This is a genomic window from Candidatus Methanoperedens sp. BLZ2 (assembly GCF_002487355.1).
Classification (GTDB): Archaea; Halobacteriota; Methanosarcinia; order Methanosarcinales; family Methanoperedenaceae; genus Methanoperedens.
The window spans coordinates 1-22,590 of the sequence record NZ_NTMG01000025.1 but is presented as its reverse complement, the minus strand read 5'-3'; the positions used below and the strand labels follow the sequence as shown (position 1 = coordinate 22,590).

The 22,590-nt window shown below is 41.2% G+C and carries 17 protein-coding genes; 3 read left to right on the top strand and 14 right to left on the bottom strand.

Features of this window, described 5'->3' with window-relative positions; all coding sequences use genetic code 11:
* Nucleotides 1–22: 22 nt before the first annotated feature.
* From CL181_RS03820 to gatE, 3 genes are all read right to left on the bottom strand, one after another.
* Nucleotides 23–787 (bottom strand): hypothetical protein, encoded by a 765-nt coding sequence (locus CL181_RS03820; RefSeq protein WP_097297921.1) that lies wholly within the window; start codon nucleotides 785–787, stop codon nucleotides 23–25.
* 12 nt (nucleotides 788–799) lie between these two features.
* Nucleotides 800–1,669, bottom strand: coding sequence for a hypothetical protein (locus CL181_RS03815; protein ID WP_097297920.1), 870 nt, complete (start codon nucleotides 1,667–1,669; stop codon nucleotides 800–802).
* 400 nt (nucleotides 1,670–2,069) lie between these two features.
* A complete protein-coding gene (gatE, locus tag CL181_RS03810; RefSeq protein ID WP_097297919.1) occupies nucleotides 2,070–3,956 on the bottom strand; it encodes a Glu-tRNA(Gln) amidotransferase subunit GatE in 1,887 nt (628 codons plus the stop codon).
* An 89-nt stretch (nucleotides 3,957–4,045) separates the two neighbouring features.
* Between gatE and CL181_RS03805 the strand changes: the two genes are divergently transcribed.
* Together CL181_RS03805 and CL181_RS03800 are read left to right on the top strand one after the other, a co-directional pair.
* Entirely contained in the window at nucleotides 4,046–5,419 is a 1,374-nt protein-coding gene (locus CL181_RS03805; RefSeq protein WP_097297918.1) for a DHHA1 domain-containing protein, read from the top strand.
* A 202-nt stretch (nucleotides 5,420–5,621) separates the two neighbouring features.
* The gene (locus tag CL181_RS03800; protein WP_097297917.1) at nucleotides 5,622–6,473 is read left to right on the top strand and encodes a DUF4349 domain-containing protein; all 852 of its coding nucleotides are present in this window, start codon (nucleotides 5,622–5,624) and stop codon (nucleotides 6,471–6,473) included.
* Nucleotides 6,474–6,507: 34 nt separating this feature from the next.
* On the opposite strand, the gene CL181_RS03795 is transcribed toward CL181_RS03800, so the two are convergent.
* The 8 genes from CL181_RS03795 to CL181_RS03760 all read right to left on the bottom strand — a co-directional run bounded on the left by CL181_RS03795 (nucleotide 6,508) and on the right by CL181_RS03760 (nucleotide 16,821).
* On the bottom strand, nucleotides 6,508–7,470 hold the full coding sequence (locus tag CL181_RS03795; protein ID WP_097297916.1) for a hydantoinase/oxoprolinase family protein: 963 nt from the start codon (nucleotides 7,468–7,470) through the stop codon (nucleotides 6,508–6,510).
* Nucleotides 7,467–9,080: a Ser-Thr-rich GPI-anchored membrane family protein gene (locus CL181_RS03790; protein WP_097297915.1), complete on the bottom strand. Its 1,614-nt coding sequence runs from the start codon at nucleotides 9,078–9,080 to the stop codon at nucleotides 7,467–7,469. The genes CL181_RS03795 and CL181_RS03790 overlap by 4 nt, the downstream gene beginning before the upstream one ends.
* A 163-nt stretch (nucleotides 9,081–9,243) precedes the next feature.
* A complete protein-coding gene (locus tag CL181_RS03785; protein WP_097297914.1) occupies nucleotides 9,244–10,065 on the bottom strand; it encodes an NAD(+)/NADH kinase in 822 nt (273 codons plus the stop codon).
* Nucleotides 10,066–10,080: 15 nt separating this feature from the next.
* Nucleotides 10,081–10,866 (bottom strand): bifunctional fructose-bisphosphatase/inositol-phosphate phosphatase, encoded by a 786-nt coding sequence (locus CL181_RS03780; RefSeq protein ID WP_097297913.1) that lies wholly within the window; start codon nucleotides 10,864–10,866, stop codon nucleotides 10,081–10,083.
* A 65-nt stretch (nucleotides 10,867–10,931) separates the two neighbouring features.
* Nucleotides 10,932–11,972, bottom strand: a complete 1,041-nt coding sequence (locus CL181_RS03775) for an EF-Tu/IF-2/RF-3 family GTPase (protein ID WP_097297912.1) — start codon at nucleotides 11,970–11,972, stop codon at nucleotides 10,932–10,934.
* 68 nt (nucleotides 11,973–12,040) lie between these two features.
* On the bottom strand, nucleotides 12,041–14,221 hold the full coding sequence (locus CL181_RS03770) for a PAS domain-containing sensor histidine kinase (RefSeq protein WP_097297911.1): 2,181 nt from the start codon (nucleotides 14,219–14,221) through the stop codon (nucleotides 12,041–12,043).
* A 101-nt stretch (nucleotides 14,222–14,322) separates the two neighbouring features.
* The gene (gene proB / locus CL181_RS03765) at nucleotides 14,323–15,459 is read right to left on the bottom strand and encodes a glutamate 5-kinase (protein ID WP_097297910.1); all 1,137 of its coding nucleotides are present in this window, start codon (nucleotides 15,457–15,459) and stop codon (nucleotides 14,323–14,325) included.
* Nucleotides 15,460–15,471: 12 nt separating this feature from the next.
* The gene (locus CL181_RS03760) at nucleotides 15,472–16,821 is read right to left on the bottom strand and encodes a glutamate-5-semialdehyde dehydrogenase (protein ID WP_097297909.1); all 1,350 of its coding nucleotides are present in this window, start codon (nucleotides 16,819–16,821) and stop codon (nucleotides 15,472–15,474) included.
* Nucleotides 16,822–16,950: 129 nt separating this feature from the next.
* On the opposite strand from CL181_RS03760, the gene CL181_RS03755 reads away from it, so the two are divergent.
* Entirely contained in the window at nucleotides 16,951–17,469 is a 519-nt protein-coding gene (locus CL181_RS03755; protein WP_097297922.1) for a type 1 glutamine amidotransferase domain-containing protein, read from the top strand.
* A gap of 34 nt (nucleotides 17,470–17,503) precedes the next feature.
* Here CL181_RS03755 and CL181_RS03750 read toward each other — a convergent pair whose 3' ends face one another.
* From CL181_RS03750 to CL181_RS03740, 3 genes are all read right to left on the bottom strand, one after another.
* On the bottom strand, nucleotides 17,504–20,290 hold the full coding sequence (locus CL181_RS03750; protein WP_097297908.1) for a PAS domain S-box protein: 2,787 nt from the start codon (nucleotides 20,288–20,290) through the stop codon (nucleotides 17,504–17,506).
* Nucleotides 20,291–20,301: 11 nt separating this feature from the next.
* Nucleotides 20,302–21,348, bottom strand: coding sequence for an ABC transporter substrate-binding protein (locus tag CL181_RS03745; RefSeq protein WP_097297907.1), 1,047 nt, complete (start codon nucleotides 21,346–21,348; stop codon nucleotides 20,302–20,304).
* Nucleotides 21,349–21,732: 384 nt separating this feature from the next.
* Nucleotides 21,733–22,563 carry an ATP-binding protein gene (locus tag CL181_RS03740; protein ID WP_097297906.1) on the bottom strand — a complete coding sequence of 277 codons (831 nt, stop codon included), beginning with the start codon at nucleotides 22,561–22,563 and terminating at the stop codon, nucleotides 21,733–21,735.
* Between the last annotated feature and the right edge of the window lie 27 nt (nucleotides 22,564–22,590).

Below are 22,590 nucleotides of genomic sequence, written 5' to 3'. Positions count from 1 at the left end.
AATTGAAAATAATGTCATTTTTTCATTGAAGTGGGATTTGGGACAGCCTGTTAATACCACGTTTTAACATTTCCTTATCAAACCTTTGAAAATCATTTCTGAATTTATCGTTAATATTTGCTATACCAGATAATAATCTAATATTATCAATTATATTTCCATTTAATTCATTAGATAATGGTTCTAATCCTTTAGTGCTAAAATGCTTATCAAACCACCATAAAAACCGTCTGCAAGTCCGTATGGTTTCATGTAATGCTTTTATGTTGCTATATGGAGTATCAGGTGACAAAAATAGTGTTGTTGGTTTTTCTAAATTGTTTTTTGGATTATATAGTATTTCAATTGTGCCAAATTTTTTACTATAATTCAATATTTTACACTTATTTAGTATACTTAAAAACGAACCTAAATCATCTTCCTTGATCTTTTCATCTATCATCCTCTCAACTAGCAAAAGGTTATATATACTATTTTTTAGTAAATTTTTTCTTCCCCATAATATCTGGCAAATAATTTGTACAGATTCAGTTTTTTTTAAAGAATCGGCTAATATACTATATGCAGTTTCATCATTACATACAAATAATTCAGTATAAAAATTTTTTCCAGTTTCTGTTAATTCATTATTTTCAGTAATGAAAGAAATCTTTTGAAGAAAGGAAAGTGTCGCATCAAGCTTTTCTTTTCCAATACTATGTTCATGATTTATTTTATCTGTACCTTTTCCAATAGAATACAATATTTTTTCTATTGTTTGCCAAGGAATAGGAGGTATGTTGATCATTATTTGAATTTTCTATTTTAAAGCGTTTAATGCTTCAACCAATGCCTCAATTTTTCCTTTTATATCATCTTTAGAAGTTTCTGGAGATATTTTCAACTCTATATAAATATTAACATTCACTTGATTTTTAAGTGAAATTTCTGGTTTTATTATTGTCTCTTGGACTATTTCTTTTTTAATTGATTTTTCTTCAACCACTTCCTTAGTTAAAGGTTGCGCAATATTTGCAGTTTGATCGCTAGTTGCAGGTTGTTTAATAATGGATAGTTCCGTCTGTCCATTATCATTGCTTAGTTTAATTTCACCTGTTTCTTCGGTTAAATTTACCAAAGATACATACAATAGGTAATCTATAAGTACCCTTAGAGATCGGTTGTGCTTTTCGGGGTCAGCTTCTGCAACGTGTCCAAGATGTTGAATCAATTCTTCTTTAATGCATATCTTTTTAACTTCAAGTAATGCTTGGGTTTCTTCCCAAAACCACGTCTCTGCCATTCGTTTTTTAAGAATCTCTTTTGCACCTTCTATTTTTTTCCATTTAATACTATTGTTAAAATCAATACAGTCTTGGGTTGGTTTATATTTTCCACCTCCAGTTGAAATTATTAATCCTATATTCTCTAGATATTTGTTATTACCACTAATATATTGAGAATTGAAACCCAATGACGCTTGAGAAAAATCTGAATATTTTAATTCTTTACTGCCGTTCAGACTGAATGATGCATAAGCAGAAATAATTTTCAAATGGTGAGGATCGAAATCTGTTCTGCTATCTGGTAAAGGATATTTAGTTTGTGTTACAACTCTTGTTCTTTTTGAGGATTCTGTACTTTCAATGGAATTATCTACATTTATATCTGGATTTATATCTTCGCCCATATTTAATACCAATCCTATTTGATAACCTTAATACTATATAAATATAATGTAAACGGAATTATAACAAATTAAAATCAACATGTATAGATATAGCTGCGTTTATTTGCATTAAAGATTTCTTATAATCAATAATATCATAACTACAAATAAACTTCATCTTAATTCTAACACTGACTAGAGCGCCACAAGAAAAAGAAACTCCATCAATTATCAAAGATTCAAATCCCTTGAACATACTCTTGATTCTCCATTTTTCAAAATGGTGGTCTTTGACGAGAAAAATTAAATAATATGCTGGTATAAAAAAATATTTTTCAATATAAAACCGTTGTATACATGCTAGAATAAAATGAATATGATCAAATATAATAACATTCTTCCAATTAGCGATCCTGATAATTTACAACCCCAATTTCTTCCTTATTTTCTCCTTTAACATCCTGCTGACCTCTTCCCCGCTCACCTTCCCCCTGAATTCCTTCATCACAATTCCCATCAACGGCCCAACCGCATTCAAACCCTTTCCTTTAATAAAATCCATCTTTTCCTCAACAAGCATATCAACAGCAGTCTCCAATTCCCCTTTCTCCACGCCCCCGATACCAAGAGATAGCGCCGCCTTCTCTACATCCACCTCAGGCTTTCCTGCTATTGTTTTCAGGATATTGCTTATTGCTTCGTTGGGGATCTTCCCTTCTGACTGGAGCCTGAAAAGCTGAATCAGGTGATCTTCTGTAATCTCATTGACAACAACACCTTCTTTTTGAAGTTCATACAGGATGGTTTCAAGCACTCTTACTACTGAATTTGGATTTGCCTTCGGAACTTTGCTCATTATATCGTCAAAAATTATGAAGTTAGCCGAACGCGCGATCTGGTTCGCGATTTCTTCATTTAGACCGAATTGTTTTATGTATCGTGCTTTTCGCTCGCCTATCAATTCAGGAAGCTTGATACTCCGGATACGCTCTTCTGTGATCACAACCGGCGGAACATCGGTCTCAGGATACATGCGCGCTGCTCCCGGAAGCGGTCTCATATATGCCGAATTCCCGTCAGGCAGCGCCCTTCTCGTTTCTTCGGGAATGAATTCAAGCGCTTCTTTTGCTCGGGTTATGACCGCTCCCATTGCGCCCTGTGCTTTTTCCTTAGAATCAGCGACCATGATCACGCAATCCCCATCCTTTGCGCCCACGGCTTTCCTGAGTAATTCCACTTCCTCTTTTGTGATGCCGTAATTTGGCAGTTCATCAGTATGGAATATGCCCCCTACACCTGATTTCTTAGCGCGGTCAGAAAACTCCGTTCCCAGGCGCCTTCCAGGCTGGATCTCTTTTCCGACAAATCCCGCAAATCCCGGCAGGTTCACGGCATAAACCACACCGCTTTTTAGTGCTTTTAAAATTACTTTTGAGGTAGTGTTTGTAAAAACGGATGTAACATCAATGATCTTATCAGAAACTGAGGCCCTTAGTTTATTGAGTTCCTTCTTTATTTCTATAAGGGTTGCCTGCCTTGCAACTTCCCTTTCAACAATCGTTTCAATAAGCGCAAGCTCCTGAACTCCTTTTATCTCAACCCTTGCGCCCTCGGCAATCGATATGTTGACATCCTGCCGAATCGTGCCTAGGCCGCGCTTTACCTTTCCTGTTGAGCGCAATATCATTCCTATCTGTTCAGCGACTTCCCTTGCATGGGCAGGAGAAACGATATCAGGCGCAGTTCCTATTTCCACAAGCGGGATTCCGAGCCTGTCAAGAGAATAAATAACAGAATCTCCCTTATCTTCCACTTTCTGCGCAGCCTCCTCTTCGAGGCACAGAACATCAATACCCACGCGCCCTGCACTGGAATCTATATATCCATGCGTTGCTACAAGCCCGGTCCTCTGGAAACCGGATGTATTGGAGCCATCGATCACGATCTTTCGCATGGTGTAGAGTTCATCCACTATCTTCATGTTCATCATGCGGGCTACCATCAGGGAAAATTCTATAGCTTCAGGGTTCAATTCACGCGGCGGCTCCTCATCATTCTCAACGAGACATGTTGTGTCGTATGCTTTGTAAATGAATTTTTTAATGAGTTTTACTTCTTCAAGCGCAGCTTTATCAACGATCCCCATTTCGCTCTGTGTGGGGCGAAGGTACCTGAAAAATTCAAAATTCGATTCTTTTGTATCACGAAGTAGAGTTGGGCAGCCGCAGAAAAGTTTTTCTTTAGTGTCAAGCTGCTGGTGTATTTCAAGCCCGGATTTTAGTCCGAGCGCCTTATAATCGTGACTCATATGGCTTCCTGATATAATGCAATCTATAAAAAAATTGTTATCGGCCTGTCCAAAGGTTTTATAAATAATTGTAGCTACCAGAGCTATAGATGACACTCGTGAAAAAAGCAAAGGAATGTGCGGATCATATTAAGAAACATTCTTGCGCTCTCGTGGTGTCGCATATTGATGCTGACGGCCTGACTTCTGCTGCGATCATGGGAAAAGCCCTTGAACGGGCAGGTATCGACTCCCGGATCATTTTTGTAAGACAACTTGACCATAAAAACCTCCAGGAAATAGCCAGCAGTAATCCCCAGCTTGTAATATTTACAGATCTTGGCAGCGGGATGCTTGATGCGATAAAATCCTTAAAGCTTAATGCAGTGATCGCTGATCATCACCAGCCCCAGGGGAAACATGAATTTCACCTGAACCCACATCTTTTCGGGTTAAACGGTGGTATAGAAGTAAGCGGCTCAGGGATGACCTACTTTATAGCACGCGAAATGGGTGATAACGGAGATCTTTCAGCCCTGGCAATTGTGGGGGCTGTGGGAGATCTCCAGCACTCAAAACACGGGCAATTGATCGGCTTGAACAGGACAATACTTGAGGAAGGAGTAAAGAACAAAGTCATCAAGCATGAGAAAGACCTCATGTTATTCGGAAGGCAGACCCGTCCTGTATTTAAACTTCTCCAATATTCAACTGATATTTATTTTCCGGGATTGACCGGAAGCGAAGAAGCAAGTATAGAATTCCTCAAACGAATCGGGATCAGGCAGCAGGGCGAGAAATGGAGGCGGTGGATAGACCTTGAACCAGGTGAAAAACAGAAGATCGTATCTGCTCTTATACAATTCGGGCTTTCATCAGGACTTGCGGGTTTTAAAGTAGAAAGGCTCGTGGGTGAGGTATATACATTATTATGCGAACGGGAAGGCACAGAGGTCAGGGATGCCTCGGAATTTTCAACACTTCTTAACTCCACTGCGCGTTATGACCATGCTGATATCGGGCTTGCGGTATGCATGGGCGACAGGGGAAAGAGCCTGGATGAAGCATGCGTACTTCTTAGTGAGCACAGGAAAAATCTTGTGGAGGGATTGAATTTTGTGAAAGAGAAGGGAATAACGGAAATGAGAAACCTCCAATACTTCGATTCCGGAAATTTGATCCGCGAAACCATCGTAGGGATTGTTGCGGGAATGAGCGCGTCGTTTGTCAATAACAGAAATCTTCCCATTATCGCTTTTGCAGATTCTGAAGGCGGGGTTAAAGTCTCATCACGGGGAAACCAGGATCTTATCAGGAAAGGCCTGAACCTTGGCGCGGCAATAAGCGAAGCTGCAAAATCAGTTGGAGGAACCGGGGGCGGTCATGATATTGCGGCGGGGGCGTTCATTCCGAGGGAAGCGAAAAGTGATTTCCTGAAAATTCTTGATATGAAAATCGGGTCACAGATAAAGTTAGGATATTAAGTCAATAATTAAAAAATCAATCAAGTTTTATTCTTGATAATAGCGCCTGCCATGAGAATAACCGCTCCAGGTAAAGTCAGAAGACCAACACAGAAAAGAATAAAAGCGCGGGGACTGCAACCAGAATAAATCCCGTCAAACCATATATTATGGGATTTGAAAAGAAACTGTTATATATTTTCATGAATCTTATAATCCTCCTATGAATAATAAGACAGTAACTATATTTATAATTTTCATTTTCATAATTCTTGCAGGATGCATCAGTACCCAGAATTACCAGATGAAAGGAGAAAAATCTCAATTTTCTTCAGACCTTCGATTCGCAGGTCTTGGAAATAAAGGAAGCCCTTCAATGGATGAAGGAAGTAATGTAAATGGAAAAACATTTGAAAGAAAAGTCATTTCCACAGCGACCCTCACGATAGAAGTGGCAAGCGCCCAGGCGGCAATTAATGATATAACCAACATTACGCTTGAAACAGGGGGATTTATTTCAAGTTCTTCCATCAGTGATATCGGAAATAATCGTAAAAATGGTCATCTTACTGCAAGAGTGCCTCAAAAGAGTTTTTATTCAACTATCGAAAAAATAGATGCGCTTGGAACTGAAAAATACAGGCAGGTTTCAGGGCAGGATGTCACGGAAGAGTTCATAGACCTTGGCGCAAGGCTCGATAATCTCCAAAAACAGGAAACACGGCTCCAGGAGATTCTTAAAATGGCAACTACCGTTAAAGATATTATTGAAGTTGAGCATGAACTTGAACGGGTGCGGGGTGAGGTAGAAAGTCTGACAGGCAGGCTAAATTACCTGAACCAGAGCGTTGAGATGTCTACGATCACGGTAACTGTTATGGAACCAGCGCCAATTACAGGTGATGGATGGGGCATTTCGGATGCGCTACGGGATGCAGTGAGAGGATTTATTGAGAGTGTAAGAGGAATTATCATATTCACAGGATTTATTATCCCGATATTGATCTATTTAAGTATTGCAATTTTAATAGCCCTCGGTATCAAACGAAAAATACTTCCGAAATTGAAAAGATAACGTAAAGTCCCATATTAGAATATGGGATTTTTCCTTACAGGTTAGAATTTTTCAACAACTTTGCTACAGCGTAAGCCGGAAATACTTTTGATATTTCCGTTCCATATTTTTCAGAGATCAAAATTATCTCAAATCCGGATTCAATAGCTGCTTTTTTAGCCAGGAATTCCCCGATACCGCATGCTACAATCCTCCGGATGTCGTGCTTTTTTGATATTTCGCAAAGAGCATCCTTGATATCGTTTACCTGTGCTTCCATTACCTGACGGGCGATCGAAAAAATCTCCCCATCCGTTATTTCGCTTAGATCTGCGCAAACAACACGTCCAAGCCTCCTTTTTGCATGAAGGATCGTTTTCCCTGCGCCATCGGGTGTATCACACGTATAATTCTGTAGTTTTATCAAACCAAGAACAGTATATGCATCGGCTGTAATTGCGAATAATTCTGAGGAGATCCGTGACCCTATATTCCCGAATGTCACGCTTTTCAAAATTGCGGCAATATTTGTCCGGAGCGCCCCTGAGTACACAAGTTCCCCTTTTTTCAAACGCTCAAAATCGGTTTTACCTGCAAGAGGCAAACCATTCTTTATCGGGATTATATCCGTAGTGGTTGAACCAATATCAAGAAATATACAATCCCCGAATTCCTTTCCTACAAGAAGAGCAGAGGCCATCCAGTTGGCAGCAGCAATGCTGCGTATTTTCTCTTGTGTTAGAACTCCGTTGCTATCAAGGAAAAAAGCGTTCGCAAATGCATTATTAACTGCATCTATAATGTATGAAAGACCTGCTTCCTTATCAGGAAAACAATCAGCAAGCTCTCCTGTTATTACTACACCAACTTTTTGCGGTTCCAGGCGCCCCGCGATCTCAATAAGCGCCTCAGGCAGCCTCGTGTTCTTCCAGAGGGGGATATAATGGAGTTCCACTATCCTGCCATCATCGGATGCTATTTTGGTGTTCGCTCCACCAATATCGATTCCAAGTATCATATATTACTAATGATACTGAAATTGCTATTGCTCATATCCGTATATGAAAGATTACTCGTGCTTGTGATCTTCACTTTATAGTCAGTGCCCGGCGTTTGTAATGACGGTATAAACCATGGATGTGAACCGTCATTCAGGGTTGACAATACGATCACCCTGTTCAGCACTCCAGCTTTCAGGAGTTCTATCTTTACATACGATCCTGGGCTCTCGGTTGAATTCCATTTTATTGTTTGAGTCGTTCCTCTTATCCATTTCTCTCCGCCATTCGGGGAGACCACACTGAAAGAGGGAACAGGAATAGTGAAGCTGTTATCGCTTGTGTCGCTGTATAAAGGGTTAGTAGTGCTTGTTATCCTTATTTTGTAATCTGTTCCCCACGCTTGGGTAGCCGGGATCAGCCATGGATGCGAACCATCGTTCAGAGTGCTTGATATGATTACCCTGTTCAAGACCCCGGCTTTCAGGAGTTCTATCTTTACATATGATCCTGGACTACCGCTTGAACTCCATTTGATGGTCTGTGTTGTGCCTCTTCTCCAGTTCTCCCCTCCATTCGGAGAAGCGACTGTAATGGATGGAGCAGGGATAATGAAGTTATTATCGCTTGTGTCGCTGTTAGAAGCGTTAATGGTGCTTGTGATTTTCACTTTATAATCAACTCCAGGAATCTGTGTCGCAGGAATAAGCCATGGATGTGAACCATCATTCAACGTGCTTGATATGATCACCCTGTTCAAGACCCCGGCTTTCAGAAGTTCTATCTTTATATATGATCCTGGGCTCTCGGTTGAATTCCATTTTATTGTTTGAGTCGTTCCTCTTATCCATTTCTCCCCGCCATTCGGGGAGACCACACTGAAAGAGGGGGCAGGAATAGTGAAGTTGTTATCGCTTGTGTCGCTGTATACAGGGTTGGTAGTGCTTGTTATCCTTATTTTGTAATCTGTTCCCCACGCTTGGGTAACCGGAATCAGCCATGGATGCGAACCATCGTTCAGAGTGCTTGATATGATTACCCTGTTCAAGACCCCGGCTTTCAGGAGTTCTATTTTCACATAAGTTCCAGGACTTCCAGTTGAATTCCACTTTATCATCTGGGTCGTGCCGCGTATCCATTTCTCTCCTCCATTGGGATAGGCGACTTTAATACTTGGAACAATAGCATTTACAATCAAGGCAATGTTGTTGCTTACAACACTGGCATTCCTGGCATTCACTATCGCAATACCCTTAATGAGTGCAGTAAATGTAGATGTTACACCTCCAGTCACATCTGTTCTTGCTTTTACAGGAATAATATTTACAACGCCACTATTGCTGACTGTCCAGGATATATCAACGCCTGCCATTGGCTTATTATCTTGATCATATGCTCTCGAAGTAATATTCTGTTTCTGTCCAACTGTCAGTGTAGTTGATGGTGATGGGGAAACCACGATATATTTCAGGACCGGACTAATTTGAGGTGTTGATCCAGATGTAATATAATCTGAACCTGTTGGCGCGTCAGGGACCGATCCTGCAAAGGCCCCGCCTGCCAGCACTAACACAATCATCATTATTCCAACAGCTATACTGAAGTCACGCCCATCTGGATTTTTCATCATTTCTGTAACACCTATCCATCATATTGAAAGTTTACTCTCTTTGCGAATGGCAATAAACCTATATAATCAATAATTGAAAACCTATATATGATTTGTGTTTCAAATTATTATGATTATCCAAACTCAGCATCATTGTAAGTTTAATTGCTAAATCATATATTTGTCACGCAAGCTTACTCCTGACTTTCTCATAAAACCCATCCTCTCTTGTTCTCACGAACCTTGCGGGTATATTTGCCCTGGTAATAATTATCGTGTCCTCCTCTTTTATTATCCTTGAGTATTGCCCATCGATCACAAGCACTGCTTCCTTTTTGGGCACAGTCAGCTCCACCTTTATTTCACTCCGGGCCGGAACCACCCAGGGACGGGATGATAATTTAAAAGGAGCAAGCGGCACAATGACAGTACCATCCACCCGCGGATCAACAATCGGCCCTCCTGCGCTCATCGCATATGCAGTCGAGCCTGTCGGCGTTGCAAACACCGCTCCATCTGCCCGCAGTTCCTCAAGAGGGATCATGTCAACGAATATCCGATATGAGAGCATCTTGGCTGGACTGGCGGTCAGGATGACAACTTCATTGGTTGCACATGGAAGTATCTCATCATTTACTACAATTGAGAGGCGAGAGCGTTCTTCGACCTCAAAACCACACAATACTTTATCAATGACACAGAGAGAATCTTCAGGAGCCACATCCACAAGAAAACCAATAGTTCCCATATTTATTCCAAGGACAGGAAGGGGATCATCCATTTTCTGGATCCCCCGTAAAACCGTACCATCGCCCCCTATGGATATGATAAATTCAGCGCCATTTTTTTTCATGTCTGCCATTTGGGTGCCTTCCAGATTGAGCCTCTGTGCAGTTTTCGGGTCGATCAATATATCGACTCTGGATTTCAGGTGATCAATTATCTTTTCAACCAGAGAAAATATTTCATCCCTGTCGCATCTTGAAATTATACCGATCTTTCTCATCCTATTTTGCCTCCGCTATACAAGTTCAAGCAATTTGTCATGTGTTATTCCATTACTTGCAATAATATTTACCCGTTTCCTGACATCAAGCGGAGTATTAAGCGGGTTTCCTTTTTCATCTGTAATTTCTCCCCCTGCCTCTTCCACGATGAGCTTCGAGGCAGCTATATCTGTTATACGAAGCATTCCGCGCATATCGAAAAAAGCATCAAATATCCCTGAAGCGATATAACAAAGTTCAAGCCCCGCGCATCCGAATACTCTTACCCTCCTGACTGTATGGTTATTTATTAAAACTGCATGAGGGCGATGACTGTATGATAATACACTGAGTTTGGATAGCTGCGATATCTCTGATACATGTATTTGTTTCTCGTTTAAAAAAGCTCCTTTTCCCTTCTGGGCTGAATAAATATCCCCATTAACAAGATTCTTGACAAAACCATATCTTATATCAGATAAATCAGATTTTCCAATAGCTATCGGCACACAGAAAAAAGGGATATTGTTCACCGCATTGAATGTACCATCTACGGGATCAAGTACGAACGTAAACTCAGGTTTTCCCCCGATATTTTTCTCACCCAGTTCCTCACTCACGAATAACATTGACCTGCCATCGGCTTCAAGAACCGAAAGTGCTGCATTTTCCGCAACTTCATCGATCTTCTCAGTAGGCGTGCCATCTGCCCCGATTCTCAATGTCATGCCTGCTTCAGGTTTTCCTATCAGTCCGGAAACAGCTTTTTTTATTTCGGCTGCTACATCATTACAGAGAGTGAAATACTGGGATTCTGTCATTTTTGTACTTTATCCTTTTATAAAGAGTTATAAACTAAAAAGCTTTATCTAATTTTTTCATAAAACTATACGATATCGCAACCTGCTACCAGCCTCTGTTTTGGATTATTAAGCTGGACAATGAGAAAACGGTCATTTTTGCTGTATGCGATGTTCTTTTGCGTTGTTAACACAACATTGCAATCGGAACCCGCAGGCGCCTGTGTTGCATCTTTTCCATCTATCGTCATTGCCGTGATCGTTGCAGGAATATCCTGGAGTCCGGCAAAAAAGTGGACTGCATCGCCCACACCCAATCCTGAGGTGAATTTTGTAAGGTGGCATTTCAAATTGAATTTTGAAGAAACTTCCTCTTTCTGGGAGATCATATATCCCCGGTCAAATTCTTTTGACTGCACTCCTTTTAGCGCAAGTCCCACTCTTGTTCCGGCAGGCGCTGATTTCATATCAACATCGTTACTCTGGATGGAGCGTATTTCTGTTGGTCTCTCAGTCGGATAGAGTGTCAGCCTGTCATGTTCCTTGATAGTCCCCTGCGTCACGATTCCCAGCACAACGCATCCCATACCTGTGACATTAAAGAAGTGGTCAACTATGATCCTTGTTGGCAGGTCTTTCTTTGCAGTATATGCATTTCGCACCTCCTCACCAAGTGCAAAAATTTTTTCCTTGAGCCTCTCAAGACCTTCAAAGGTCGTATTTGAAACTGCAATAGTCTCCCATTTTTCAAGGTTCGTGCCTTTTGTGACCGCTTTTATTTTTTCAGATAATTCCGAAATAGCGGCAGGATTAGATTTATCCGACATTGTGATTACGAATAATCCGCGTTTATTGCCCAGAAGGTCAAGAGCAATGATGCACTCTCCCACCTGCGCATTAAGACCGCTTGAAGGAACACATACCAGTGCTATATCCGAGAGATTGATCGCCTGTATAAGCGTTTTAAACGATGACGGATAACCGTTTGCATCCACGAATGAATATATCCGGTCACCTTTCACAAAATTATAGAGTGTAATATCGGACTCAGTGCCTTTTTTCCCTAGCTTTCCTGCAAGGCTTGTCCTGCCTGATTTTTCGCTTCCGATGATTGTAACGTTGGCCATGATATCTATGCTGTAATAGGCAGGAAGCTATATGAAATTGGCGTTTGGGCAGGTAAATAATTTACAGTTCAAACCGGTAATTTTATAGTAAATGTTGTGCCTTTTCCGATCTCGCTTTTCACATATATTGAACCATTATGGCGTTTAATTATCCCATAAATGACAGCAAGGCCAAGTCCTGTTCCTTCGCCTTGTTTCTTTGTGGAGTAGAAAGGAGTGAATATTTTGGAGAGATTTTCTTCCGGGATGCCGCATCCATTATCTATTATATTTATTTCTATATGATCTTCTTTTAAAGAAGTTTTTATCAGTATCTCTCCATTTTCTGTTATTGCCTGGATTGAATTAGAAATTATATTAATTATTACCTGTCCTATCTGACTGGGATCACCCTTAATAGTGGGAAGATATTGAAATTCTGTATTTACTTTGATCTCCATTAATTGAGGTTTAAGTATGTTTAATACTTTATCAATTTCCTTATTTATATTTAATGGGACGAGTTCTGGCTCTGATTGCCTTGCAAAGTCAAGAAGACCTTTCACGATATGTGCAGCCCTGTTCGCTTCATCGTTGATGATATTAAGTTTGTTCCTGGTAGCCTCATCTTCTGTTTTTTTTAAGAGCATTTGAGCATAAAGAGAGACATTACCGAGAGGATTGTTTATCTCATGAGCAACTCCGGATGCCAGTTGACCTATAGTTGCAAGTTTGTCGGCTTGCAAGAGTTGCATTTGAAGCTTTTCTTTCTCCTTGATATCTGTGATATCTCTACTCATCGCCACAATGGCTACAGGCTCACCATTTTTATCTTTGATCATAGATGAGCTTAACCAGATTGGAAAAACCCTCCCATTTTTGTGCTTGACAATGAGTTCCCCATTCCAGTTCCCCATCTTTTTAATAGTTTGTATGATACCATCACTTGAAAAGGTCTGGTCGTCACTTATCTCACTGACATGCTTTCCCTTTAATTCCCCGGAGGAGAAACCAAATATCTTCTCTGTTGCTTTGTTAGAATAGATTATATTACCCTTCATATCCAAGATTCGAACACCATCAGGTGCCTCTTCTAATGCGATCTCAAACATTCTTAGTGCCTCTTCAATATTTTTATGTTCGGCGATGTCTTTTAAGAATTCTTTTTTTTCGGTCACATTTGTATTTATGATGAGTATTGATTTTGGCCTCCCTTCACTATCATGTACCAGGGTCCAGCGGCTTTCTACGATTATTTTCTTACCGGCTTTCGTTACCTGATGCAGTTCCCCGGTCCATTCTCCTTCTTCGTTTACTCTTTTTCTGGCTTCGATGAGTGCTGGTGATTCTTCTGTATATAAAATCGCACTGATATTTTTACCAATGGCTTCCTGTTCTGTAAAACCGTACAATCGCAAAGCGCTTTTATTCCAGTAGATAATGTGGTTTTCTAAATCCTGGACAATAATAGCATCCTGTGCTTTGTCAAGAAGAGCGGCCTGGTCTCGTATTTTCTCCTCATCACGCCTGCGCCTGGAAGTTTCCTCTACATTGAAAATGTTCATTATATGTCCGATAGACCATACAATTCCAACTGCAAAAATAGTACGGAAAATTTGAACAGGAATGCCAAACAAAGAATTAAACCAGGTCACATTGATCATAGAAGCAGGGAAAAAATTACTTCTGGGAACGATCATTCCTCCCAAAATTCCATAAATCCCAAAAAATAAAGCAGCATAAATAAAATACTTTTTAACTTTGATTTTACTTAATTTTTCAGATTCGCTCTGGTAATATAAAATAAATCCAATAGCGCTTAAAATTGCACCTGGAAAACCCAGGAGGTATCTTGCTGAAATTTCCCAGGGAACGTGATATTCCAGGTTATTCACTTTTATATATGTTTGGACTGTAAAAAATAAAATCAATATTGTGGATGGAAACCAGATGCCTGGCTTTTTTTTCTTGATATTAATTAGATGATAACCGAATAAAAATAAAAATAATAGAGATATAAATAAAAAAGCATCAGTGAGAATTATTAAAAAGCCGGTTCTTCCTCTGACTACTTCAAACATGTTTATGAATTCACGTATCCCATGAGTAATCCCAAAAAATGCAAGAAGCCATAAGATTTTCAGCAATTTATATTCACTTTTTTCGATAAACCTGTACTGCCATAATAAGAAAATACCAAGTAGCAAAAAGGCAAACCCATAAATGAAGTAGATAACATCCAGGTTTCCGATGAAAAAGTCAGTTAACATACATTATTCTCCATCTGAGAACCTGATAAAAATATATAGTATTTCCATAAAGTATAATTCCGCCAAATCCAGGAACAGTAGCGACAAAGACATGGCCAAAATCACAGCATCCCAATATTGCTTTTCCTCACGACCTCGTCATAATTCTTAACCTTGAGTATCTTTTCGATCATATCCGAATGTTTGCCTTTGATACTGGCAAGCTCAGAGGATGTATAATCCGTGATTCCCTTGGCAAACACCTTTCCCTCGCTCTCAATCTCGATAATATCCCCGCGGTCAAACATTCCTGAAACCTCGACAATACCTGACGGCAAAAGACCCATACCGTTTTTAACCGCATCCTTTGCGCCTTTATCAACGATGAGTTTACCCGATGTTTTTGAAAGGATTATCCAGCGCGTCCTGTTCCTGGATTTTCCGTCCCTTGCAAGGAACAGGGTACCGATATTATTGCCGCTTATGACCTTTATCACCACATCATCGATAGCGCTGTTTGCGATCACCATGTGGCATCCTGCCATAGAAGTTATTTTGGCAGCTTCTATTTTGGTCCTCATCCCGCCCACGCCTTTTGTGCTTGTGGGGCTTCCACCGTAACTTTCGATTTCGGGCGTGATTTTCTCCACAGTGTTTATGAGCCTGGCATTTTCGTTCTTCTTCGGGTTCTTATCATACAATCCATCGATATCAGATAAAAGGACGAGGAGTTCTGCCTCGACCTTGCTTGCAACCATTGCCGAAAGCTTGTCATTATCACCAAAGGTCGCCTCTATCTCATGCACACAGATCGGGTCATTTTCATTGATGATCGGAACCACACCTGCTTCAAGGAGCGCCGAGATACTGTTCCGGAGATTTAGATATGTCATCCTGTTTGAGAAGGCTTCGTATGTAAGCAGTATCTGGGCAACTTTAAGATCATGTTTATTAAAAGCAGTCATCCATTCCTGCATAAGGATATTCTGGCCCACGGCTGCTGCGGCCTGGCGAAGTGGAATTTCACGGGGACGAGTTGTCATTTTCAACTGGATGACACCGATACCGATAGCGCCTGAACTTACGATTATTACGGTTTTTCCAAGTTTTCGAAGATGAGCAACCTGGTTTGCAATGTCTTCTGTCAGCCTGCGGTTAAAGCTTCCGTCTTCGTTAGATAAAGAAGTTGTACCGATTTTCAGGACGATCTTTTTCAGGTCTTTAAAAAGGTCTTTGCGGTCAATATTTTCAGAGTCCATATTCCATATTCCTTATCCCATTTTCCCGGAAAGTTGTGCTTTTAGTTTTTTATGGGTGTATTTCCTGGCGTTCTTTCCCACATAATCCGCAACCTTATGACCGTTGCCAAGAAGCGCATACTTGTAAATAAGGAGCCCTTCCATCCCGACAGGACCGCGTGCATGTATTTTGTTAGTGCTGATGCCAACTTCGGCTCCTTTACCGTAACGGAATCCATCTGCAAAGCGGGTGGAAGCATTCCACATCACGCTGGATGAGTCCACAAGGTCTATGAACCTGCTGGCTGCGGTGTTGTTCTCAGTAATGATAGCATCAGTATGATGTGATCCGTATTTATTGATGTGGTCTATTGCTTCTTCCATTGAATCCACTATTTTTATTGAGAGTATCAGGTCATTATACTCTGTTTTCCAGTCCTCTTCTGCCGCATGAATTATGGCTTTCAGGAGACCGCTATTTTGAAGAATATCGAATGATCGCTCATCGCATCTGAGTTCTACTCCTGCTGCATCGTATTTCTTTCCCATTTCAGGAATAAATGTTTCTGCAAAACCTTTGTGAACAAGAAGCGTCTCCATTGCATTGCAGACCGCAGGATACTGGACCTTGGAATCATAACAGACATCAAGCGCCTTTTTCATGTCAGCCTCTTTGTCCACATACACATGGCAGATACCTGAAGAGTGTCCAAGTACAGGGATTCGCGTGTTATCCTGGATGTATTTTACGAACTCATTTGATCCGCGGGGAATGATGAGGTTTATATAATCGTCAAGTTTTAGCATTTCGTTTACTTCTTCCCTTGTTTCCATGAGCGCGAATGCTCCTTGCGGTATGCCTTCTGTACTTTCTATGGCGCTGACAAGCACATCAAATATCGCCCTGTTGGAATTACCTGCTTCGCTGCCGCCCTTAAATATGGTGGCATTCCCGCTTTTTAAGCAAAGCGACATTATCTGGGGAACGACATCAGGCCGGGATTCAAATATGACACCGATCAATCCGATCGGACAGCTTACCTGGTACAATTCAAGGCCGCTGTCAAGCTCAAGCGCAGAGAGAGTTTTTCCTACAGGGTCGTCAAATTTCAGGACATCCCTGACGCCTGCTATCATCTCATCTATTTTTGTATCGTCAACTTTCAGCCGCTTGACAAGTGATCTTGAAAGTTTGCCTGCGTCGGCGAGTTTTTCAGCCGCTGAGATGTCTTTTGTGTTGGCTGAGATTATTTTTTCCCTGCTTGAATCAAGCGCCTGTGCCATTGCAGCAAGCGCGCTGTTCTTCGTGGCGCCGGAAACGCTTGCAAGAGGAATGGAGGCGCTTTTTGCAAATTTTACTTTGGTTATAATATCATTGGACATGATCGATAAAGACCTGTATTTTAATTCTTTTACATCATTTTACTTTTTATAGATATGGTCTTTTGATTTTGAGTTATCAAAAGGATTAATATCGAAGAGGTTTAAAATTATGTCATGGGAGGAGTTGTATTGAAAGCACTCATATTAAGCGCGGATAATTTTGAAGACCAGGAGCTTTTCTATCCGTTTAACAGGTTAAAAGAAGAAGGCATTATCGTGAAGGTTGCGTCCATGAAACAGGGAACAATTACGGGAGAACATGGTTATTCCATAAATGCAGATATGACATTTAATGAAGTGGACCCGAAAGATTTTGATATTCTGATCCTTCCTGGAGGAAAAGCGCCTGAAAAGGTCAGGCTTGAAGAAAAGGCCCTTGAGATCGCACGGCATTTTTTCAGGGAGAATAAACTTGTGGGGGTGATATGTCATGGCGGCCAGACGCTTATTTCAGCAGGAGTAATAGAAGGAAGGAAAGCGACATGTTACATAGGTATCAGGGACGACATGAAATGTGCAGGTGTCCTGTATGAAGATAAGGAAGTTGTTGTGGACGGAAATCTTATCACTTCAAGACATCCACGCGACCTTTATGCATTCGGTAGAGAGCTTGTAAAGAAAATCCGCAATCCGGTAGGTATTCGTTAAAGCAGGAAGCCACAATGCCTTTAGGCTGTGGTAGTCACTTTTTGTCCCCTTCAATCATAACTTCGTGTATGGTTTTCAACAGCTTCTGGGCAGTGTAAGGTTTTGGCAAAAAAGCCTTTGCATGAGAACTTGCAATCTCTGCAAGTTTATCTTTCTCAGTTAATCCGCTAACTACAATTACCTTAGTCTGAGGGTTAATTTTATGGATCGCCCGGATGCTCGCCTGGCCGTCCATTATAGGCATCATTATATCCATAAGAACAACTTTGACTTTATCCTTATTTTGAGCATACAATACTACTGCATCCGCACCATCCTCGGCTGCAAGCGCAATATACCCATTCTTTTCCAATGTTGAAACAGTAACCTCACGAATTGATTCTTCATCTTCGGCAACAAGAACCAGTTCTCCATGCCCGGCGAGTAATTCAAGCTTCTGTTCCTGTGCATTTTGTATTTCTGTTCTGGTTTTAATCGCTGGCAAATATATGCTGAATTTCGTTCCCTTTCCAACCTCGCTGTACACATTTATAAACCCGCCGTGACTTTTTACAATTGCAAGAGCTGTTGACAGGCCAAGTCCGGTTCCTTTACCAATCTCCTTTGTCGTGAAGAAAGGATCGAAAATTCTATCAAGTATCTCAGGAGGAATACCGGTCCCGGTATCCGAAACTGCAATGGCAACGTAAGAATTGACTTTTGCCTCGGTATGCATTCTTGCATAGTTTTCATCAATAAAAAAATTCGAAGCTGCGATACTCAGAGTACCGCCATCCGGCATAGCATCACGGGCATTCACGCACAGATTCATTATAACCTGGTGTAATTGTGTGATATCTCCTGAAATTGTAAAGAGATTTTCTGGTATATCAGTTCTAATTTCAATATTCCTTGGAAATGTTTCTCTTGCGACCTTCTCAATTTCAATTATGAGATGTTTTGGTTGAAGAGGGGTGCGCTCACCATCGATTCCCCGTGAAAATAGTAGAACCTGCTTTATTAAATCAGCGCTGCGCTGTGAGTTATTTTCAAGAATAGTAAGCAATCTCTGGCTCTGCTCGTCTTTGAATTTTCCCTTTAATATTTGCAGGGATAGCATGATCGGCGTCAGCATATTATTAAGATTATGCGCTATACCGCCTGCAAGAATGCCTATGCTTTCCATTCTCTGCGCTCGTAATAAGTGCGCCTCAAACATTTTCTTCTCAGTAATATCCATATTGATGGTAAGTATTGATTTCGGTTTACCTTCGCTATCATATATCAGAGTCCAGTGACTTTCAACAATCACTTCTTTACCGTATTTCGTTAGCTGGTGCAGCACGCCTGTCCACTCCCCCTTCTCAAGCACAATCTTTTTTGCTTCAATGAGCTGGGGCGGCTCTTCTTTATCTTTAAACAGGAATTCAATGGGATTCTTGCCAATCGCTTCCTCTGCTGTCCAGCCATACAGGCGCTGTGCGCCTTTATTCCAGTAGATGAGACGATTTTCCAGGTTTTTGACTCCTATAGCCTCCTGTGCATTATCAAGAAGAGCAGCCTGTTCACGTATTTTCTCCTCAGCCAGCTTGCGCTCATTTATCTCAGTTTCTAATTCTATGTTTGCTTCTTTCAGTTCTGCGGTTCGTTCCTGAACACGAAGTTCTAACTCATCATGCGCTTTACGCAGTGCCTCCTCAGCCAGCTTGCGCTGGATGATATCGGTGAGCATACCCATATAAGCTATAATCCGGCCATCCTTATTCCACAATGGCGTAACACTTACTAACGCCCAGAAAATTGTGCCATCTTTGCGAATGTACTTTTGCTCAAAGCTATCTCTCAAGCCCAGCCGCCGCCGTTCAAGGTTAAGCCTTCCAAGAGCTCTGGCTTCTTCGTCCATGAAGTCGCAAGCCAGTTTTCCCATCATTTCTTCAGGACTGTAACCAATCATTTCGGCCATTCTCTTATTAACAAACGTAATCCGTCCCCTGGTATCAGATATCCATATGCCTTCATTGGCGGTCTCTATGATGGTACGATACTTCTCCTCGCTCTCCCGTAGTGCCTCCTCAGCACGCTTGCGGTCGATAATTTCCTTCTCCAGCTCCGATTTGGAAGCAGTAACAGCTTTCAAGTCAGTTGTCATCCGGTTAAACGCGTGAGATAATTCGCCGAATTCATCATTCTTTTTATCTACGATAGAGAAATCAAGGTTCCCGGAACCGATGATGCTTGCCCCTTCTTGCAGGTTCGATATCGATCTTAACGTGCGCCGGTATATCAGAAAATAGTTGGTAAGGAGAAATACGCCAAATATTCCCAGCAGGGCAATACTGAGCAGGTAATTGATGAGCTTCACTTGTTCCTGTTCATTACGAATCTTTTGTGATAGGCGCGAAGCATCGGAGATCATCCCCTGGGTCTGGATACCTATTCTGCTCCATGAGACCTGGATAAATGCCGGATCAAAAGTGCCAGGTGAGCTTTCTATTTTAGATAGTATATCAGTAAAGACTGCTTTCAGCTTCTGCTGGTCTGTTTTGATACTATTGACAAGCGCCTGCTGATCCGGCCTGTCCACAGTCAGGTTCGATATATCGTCGGAAATAGAGGAATATTGTGACTTCCATCGTTCGATTTGCTGGCTTTCATGGTACAGAAGAAAATCGTTCGATAAATAACTGAGCTCATTGGCTTTGAGCTCTATGTTTTTTGCCAGCTCTTCCTGTATATTCAGCCGCTCTATCTGCTGGTTTGTGGTAATCATCGATGCAGAGATGATAAGCAGGGCTATACTGAAGAAAACCATGCTGATGATAAGTTGTGTCCTGATTCTCATAGCTTCTCGTTTTACCGTATGAAATTTACCGCTTCAGATTTTATAGACTTGAGTTCGTTCTCGGAGATGTAGTCCAGGAAATCGGGTATTTTTTCCTCCGTCGTGAGGTTGTTGTTTATCATCCATCGCGCTTCATCTTCCATCACAAGAATGAGCGACTGGTCAAGCGAAAGAGAGAACCGGTCCTGAGACCAGATTGTTTCCATATATTCGGCATCCACGTTTAGCTGTTTTTGTATGATGGCTTTTGCTTCAACAGGATTATTGATGGCATATTCTTCAGCCTGTGCCAGAGACTTAAGGAACCTGTTGACAGGTTCAGGATGGTTTGTGATCCATTCATCCGTGGAAACAACCAATCCAAATATGGGCTGGCTGCCCTGTGCAGGCCAGATAACAGCGTTTGCGCCCAGACGCTTTCTGGCTAAATTAGCATACGGTTCAGAGGTGGCAATTGCATCAATGTCTCCATCTGCAACAGCGTTCACCCATTCTGCCGGTGTTTTGACGTCAACGAGGATTATATCCTTCATATCCATGCTATGAATTTCGAGAAACCTGCCGAGATAGAAATGCGCTGCTGTTTTTAAGGTAGTCCCAACCCTCTTCCCTTTAAGGTCTAAAACGTTTTCAATTCCCCGGTCCTTCCGTCCGACAAGATATATCTGCTCAGTTTTTGCGATGGTTCCAATTATGCGAATACTTTCTTTCTTGAACGCCTTTTCGACCGTGGGGAACTCGGTTACCCCTGCCGTAATATCCGTTTCACCGTTCAACATTCCATCCAGTGAACCCGCTCCGGTATCATATTTACGCAAGATTACGTTGAGGCCGTTCAGGCTGAAAAAGTGCTGGTCCTGGGCAATCCAGAGAAGTGCGTTTTGCTCAAACGGCGAATATCCGATAGTAATTGATTCCGCTTCCCCTGTATAGCCCTGCCGGGGACTCATGTAAAAATTCAGGTAAAACATTGAACCTAAAACTACTGCCAAAATTGCGGCAATAATGATAACTACCAGAATAAACTGTTTTGCCGATTTCATACCGATTTGTTTCATTTCATTTCCCTCATCTTAACGGATGATATTCACAGTCCACCGGGCTTCATCTTCATAGTTCAGTCTCTTGTTCCTGAATACATTTTCGGGAAACCCGTAAAGTACCACGCGCACAACGCACTAAATCCCACCGACACTACCGCAGCTACCACTGTTATAATTTTTTTTGATTTCATTATTTTTACCACATCAAATAGCAGCAATTTACATAGATCTATTCGCATCTTAATGTAGTTTCTCCCGTTCTGGCTGCCTAATTAATAAAATGAGACCCTATATTAACTTGATATTATATTGAATTGATATTATATTGAATTGAATTGAATTAATATATTTATATCTATTTAATTAAATAACAGAAGGGGGAATTTATTCTGAAAAAACTTATTTGGCACTCAAAACTTCATGTATGGTTTTGAGCAGCTTCTCAGCCGTGTAAGGTTTTGGCAAAAAAGAGTTTGTATAATCTGCAACGTTTTTAAGTTTCTCTTTCTCTGCTAATCCGCTGACTGCGATAATCTTGACTTCATAGTTAATTTTTCGAATCGCCCGGATACTCGCCTGGCCATCCATTATTGGCATCATCATATCCATAAGAACGACTTTGACTTTATCCTTATTTTGAGCATACAATGCTACTGCATCCGCACCATCCTCGGCTGCAAGTGCAATATACCCATTCTTTTCCAATGTCGAAACAGTGACATCACGAACTGAATCTTCATCTTCGGCAACAAGAACCAGTTCTCCATGCCCGGAGAGTAATTCAAGCTTCTGTTCCTGTGCATTTTGTATTTCTGTTCTGGTTTTAATAGCAGGCAAATATATGCTGAATTTCGTTCCTTTTCCAACCTCACTGTACACGTTTATAAACTCGCCATGGCTTTTTACAATTGCAAGAGACGTTGACAGACCAAGCCCGGTTCCTTTACCAAACTCCTTTGTCGTGAAGAAAGGTTCGAAAATCCTATAGAGTATCTCAGGAGGAATACCGATCCCGGTATCTGAGACTGCAATGACAACGTAAGAACCGACTTGTGCCTCGGTATGCATCCGTGCATAATTTTCATCAATAAAAAAATTCGAAGCTGTGATGCTCAATGTGCCGCCATCCGGCATAGCATCACGGGCATTCACGCACAGGTTCATTATAACCTGGTGCAGTTGTGTGACATCTCCTGAGATAGTTAAGAGCTTGTCTGAATATTCAATCATTGTTTAGAAATCTGAATTTGTGACAAC

Bases quoted from the DNA above. Each gene is read 5' to 3' on its own strand.
- CL181_RS03790 (WP_097297915.1), bottom strand. From the start codon at position 9,080: ATGATGAAAAATCCAGATGGGCGTGACTTCAGTATAGCTGTTGGAATA.
- gatE (WP_097297919.1), bottom strand. From the start codon at position 3,956: ATGAGTCACGATTATAAGGCGCTCGGACTAAAATCCGGGCTTGAAATA.
- CL181_RS03820 (WP_097297921.1), bottom strand. From the start codon at position 787: ATGATCAACATACCTCCTATTCCTTGGCAAACAATAGAAAAAATATTG.
- CL181_RS03805 (WP_097297918.1), top strand. From the start codon at position 4,046: ATGACACTCGTGAAAAAAGCAAAGGAATGTGCGGATCATATTAAGAAA.
- proB (WP_097297910.1), bottom strand. From the start codon at position 15,459: ATGGACTCTGAAAATATTGACCGCAAAGACCTTTTTAAAGACCTGAAA.
- CL181_RS03745 (WP_097297907.1), bottom strand. From the start codon at position 21,348: ATGAAACAAATCGGTATGAAATCGGCAAAACAGTTTATTCTGGTAGTT.
- CL181_RS03795 (WP_097297916.1), bottom strand. From the start codon at position 7,470: ATGATACTTGGAATCGATATTGGTGGAGCGAACACCAAAATAGCATCC.
- CL181_RS03760 (WP_097297909.1), bottom strand. From the start codon at position 16,821: ATGTCCAATGATATTATAACCAAAGTAAAATTTGCAAAAAGCGCCTCC.
- CL181_RS03815 (WP_097297920.1), bottom strand. From the start codon at position 1,669: ATGGGCGAAGATATAAATCCAGATATAAATGTAGATAATTCCATTGAA.
- CL181_RS03750 (WP_097297908.1), bottom strand. From the start codon at position 20,290: ATGAGAATCAGGACACAACTTATCATCAGCATGGTTTTCTTCAGTATA.
- CL181_RS03740 (WP_097297906.1), bottom strand. From the start codon at position 22,563: ATGATTGAATATTCAGACAAGCTCTTAACTATCTCAGGAGATGTCACA.
- CL181_RS03800 (WP_097297917.1), top strand. From the start codon at position 5,622: ATGAATAATAAGACAGTAACTATATTTATAATTTTCATTTTCATAATT.
- CL181_RS03775 (WP_097297912.1), bottom strand. From the start codon at position 11,972: ATGGCCAACGTTACAATCATCGGAAGCGAAAAATCAGGCAGGACAAGC.
- CL181_RS03770 (WP_097297911.1), bottom strand. From the start codon at position 14,221: ATGTTAACTGACTTTTTCATCGGAAACCTGGATGTTATCTACTTCATT.
- CL181_RS03785 (WP_097297914.1), bottom strand. From the start codon at position 10,065: ATGAGAAAGATCGGTATAATTTCAAGATGCGACAGGGATGAAATATTT.
- CL181_RS03780 (WP_097297913.1), bottom strand. From the start codon at position 10,866: ATGACAGAATCCCAGTATTTCACTCTCTGTAATGATGTAGCAGCCGAA.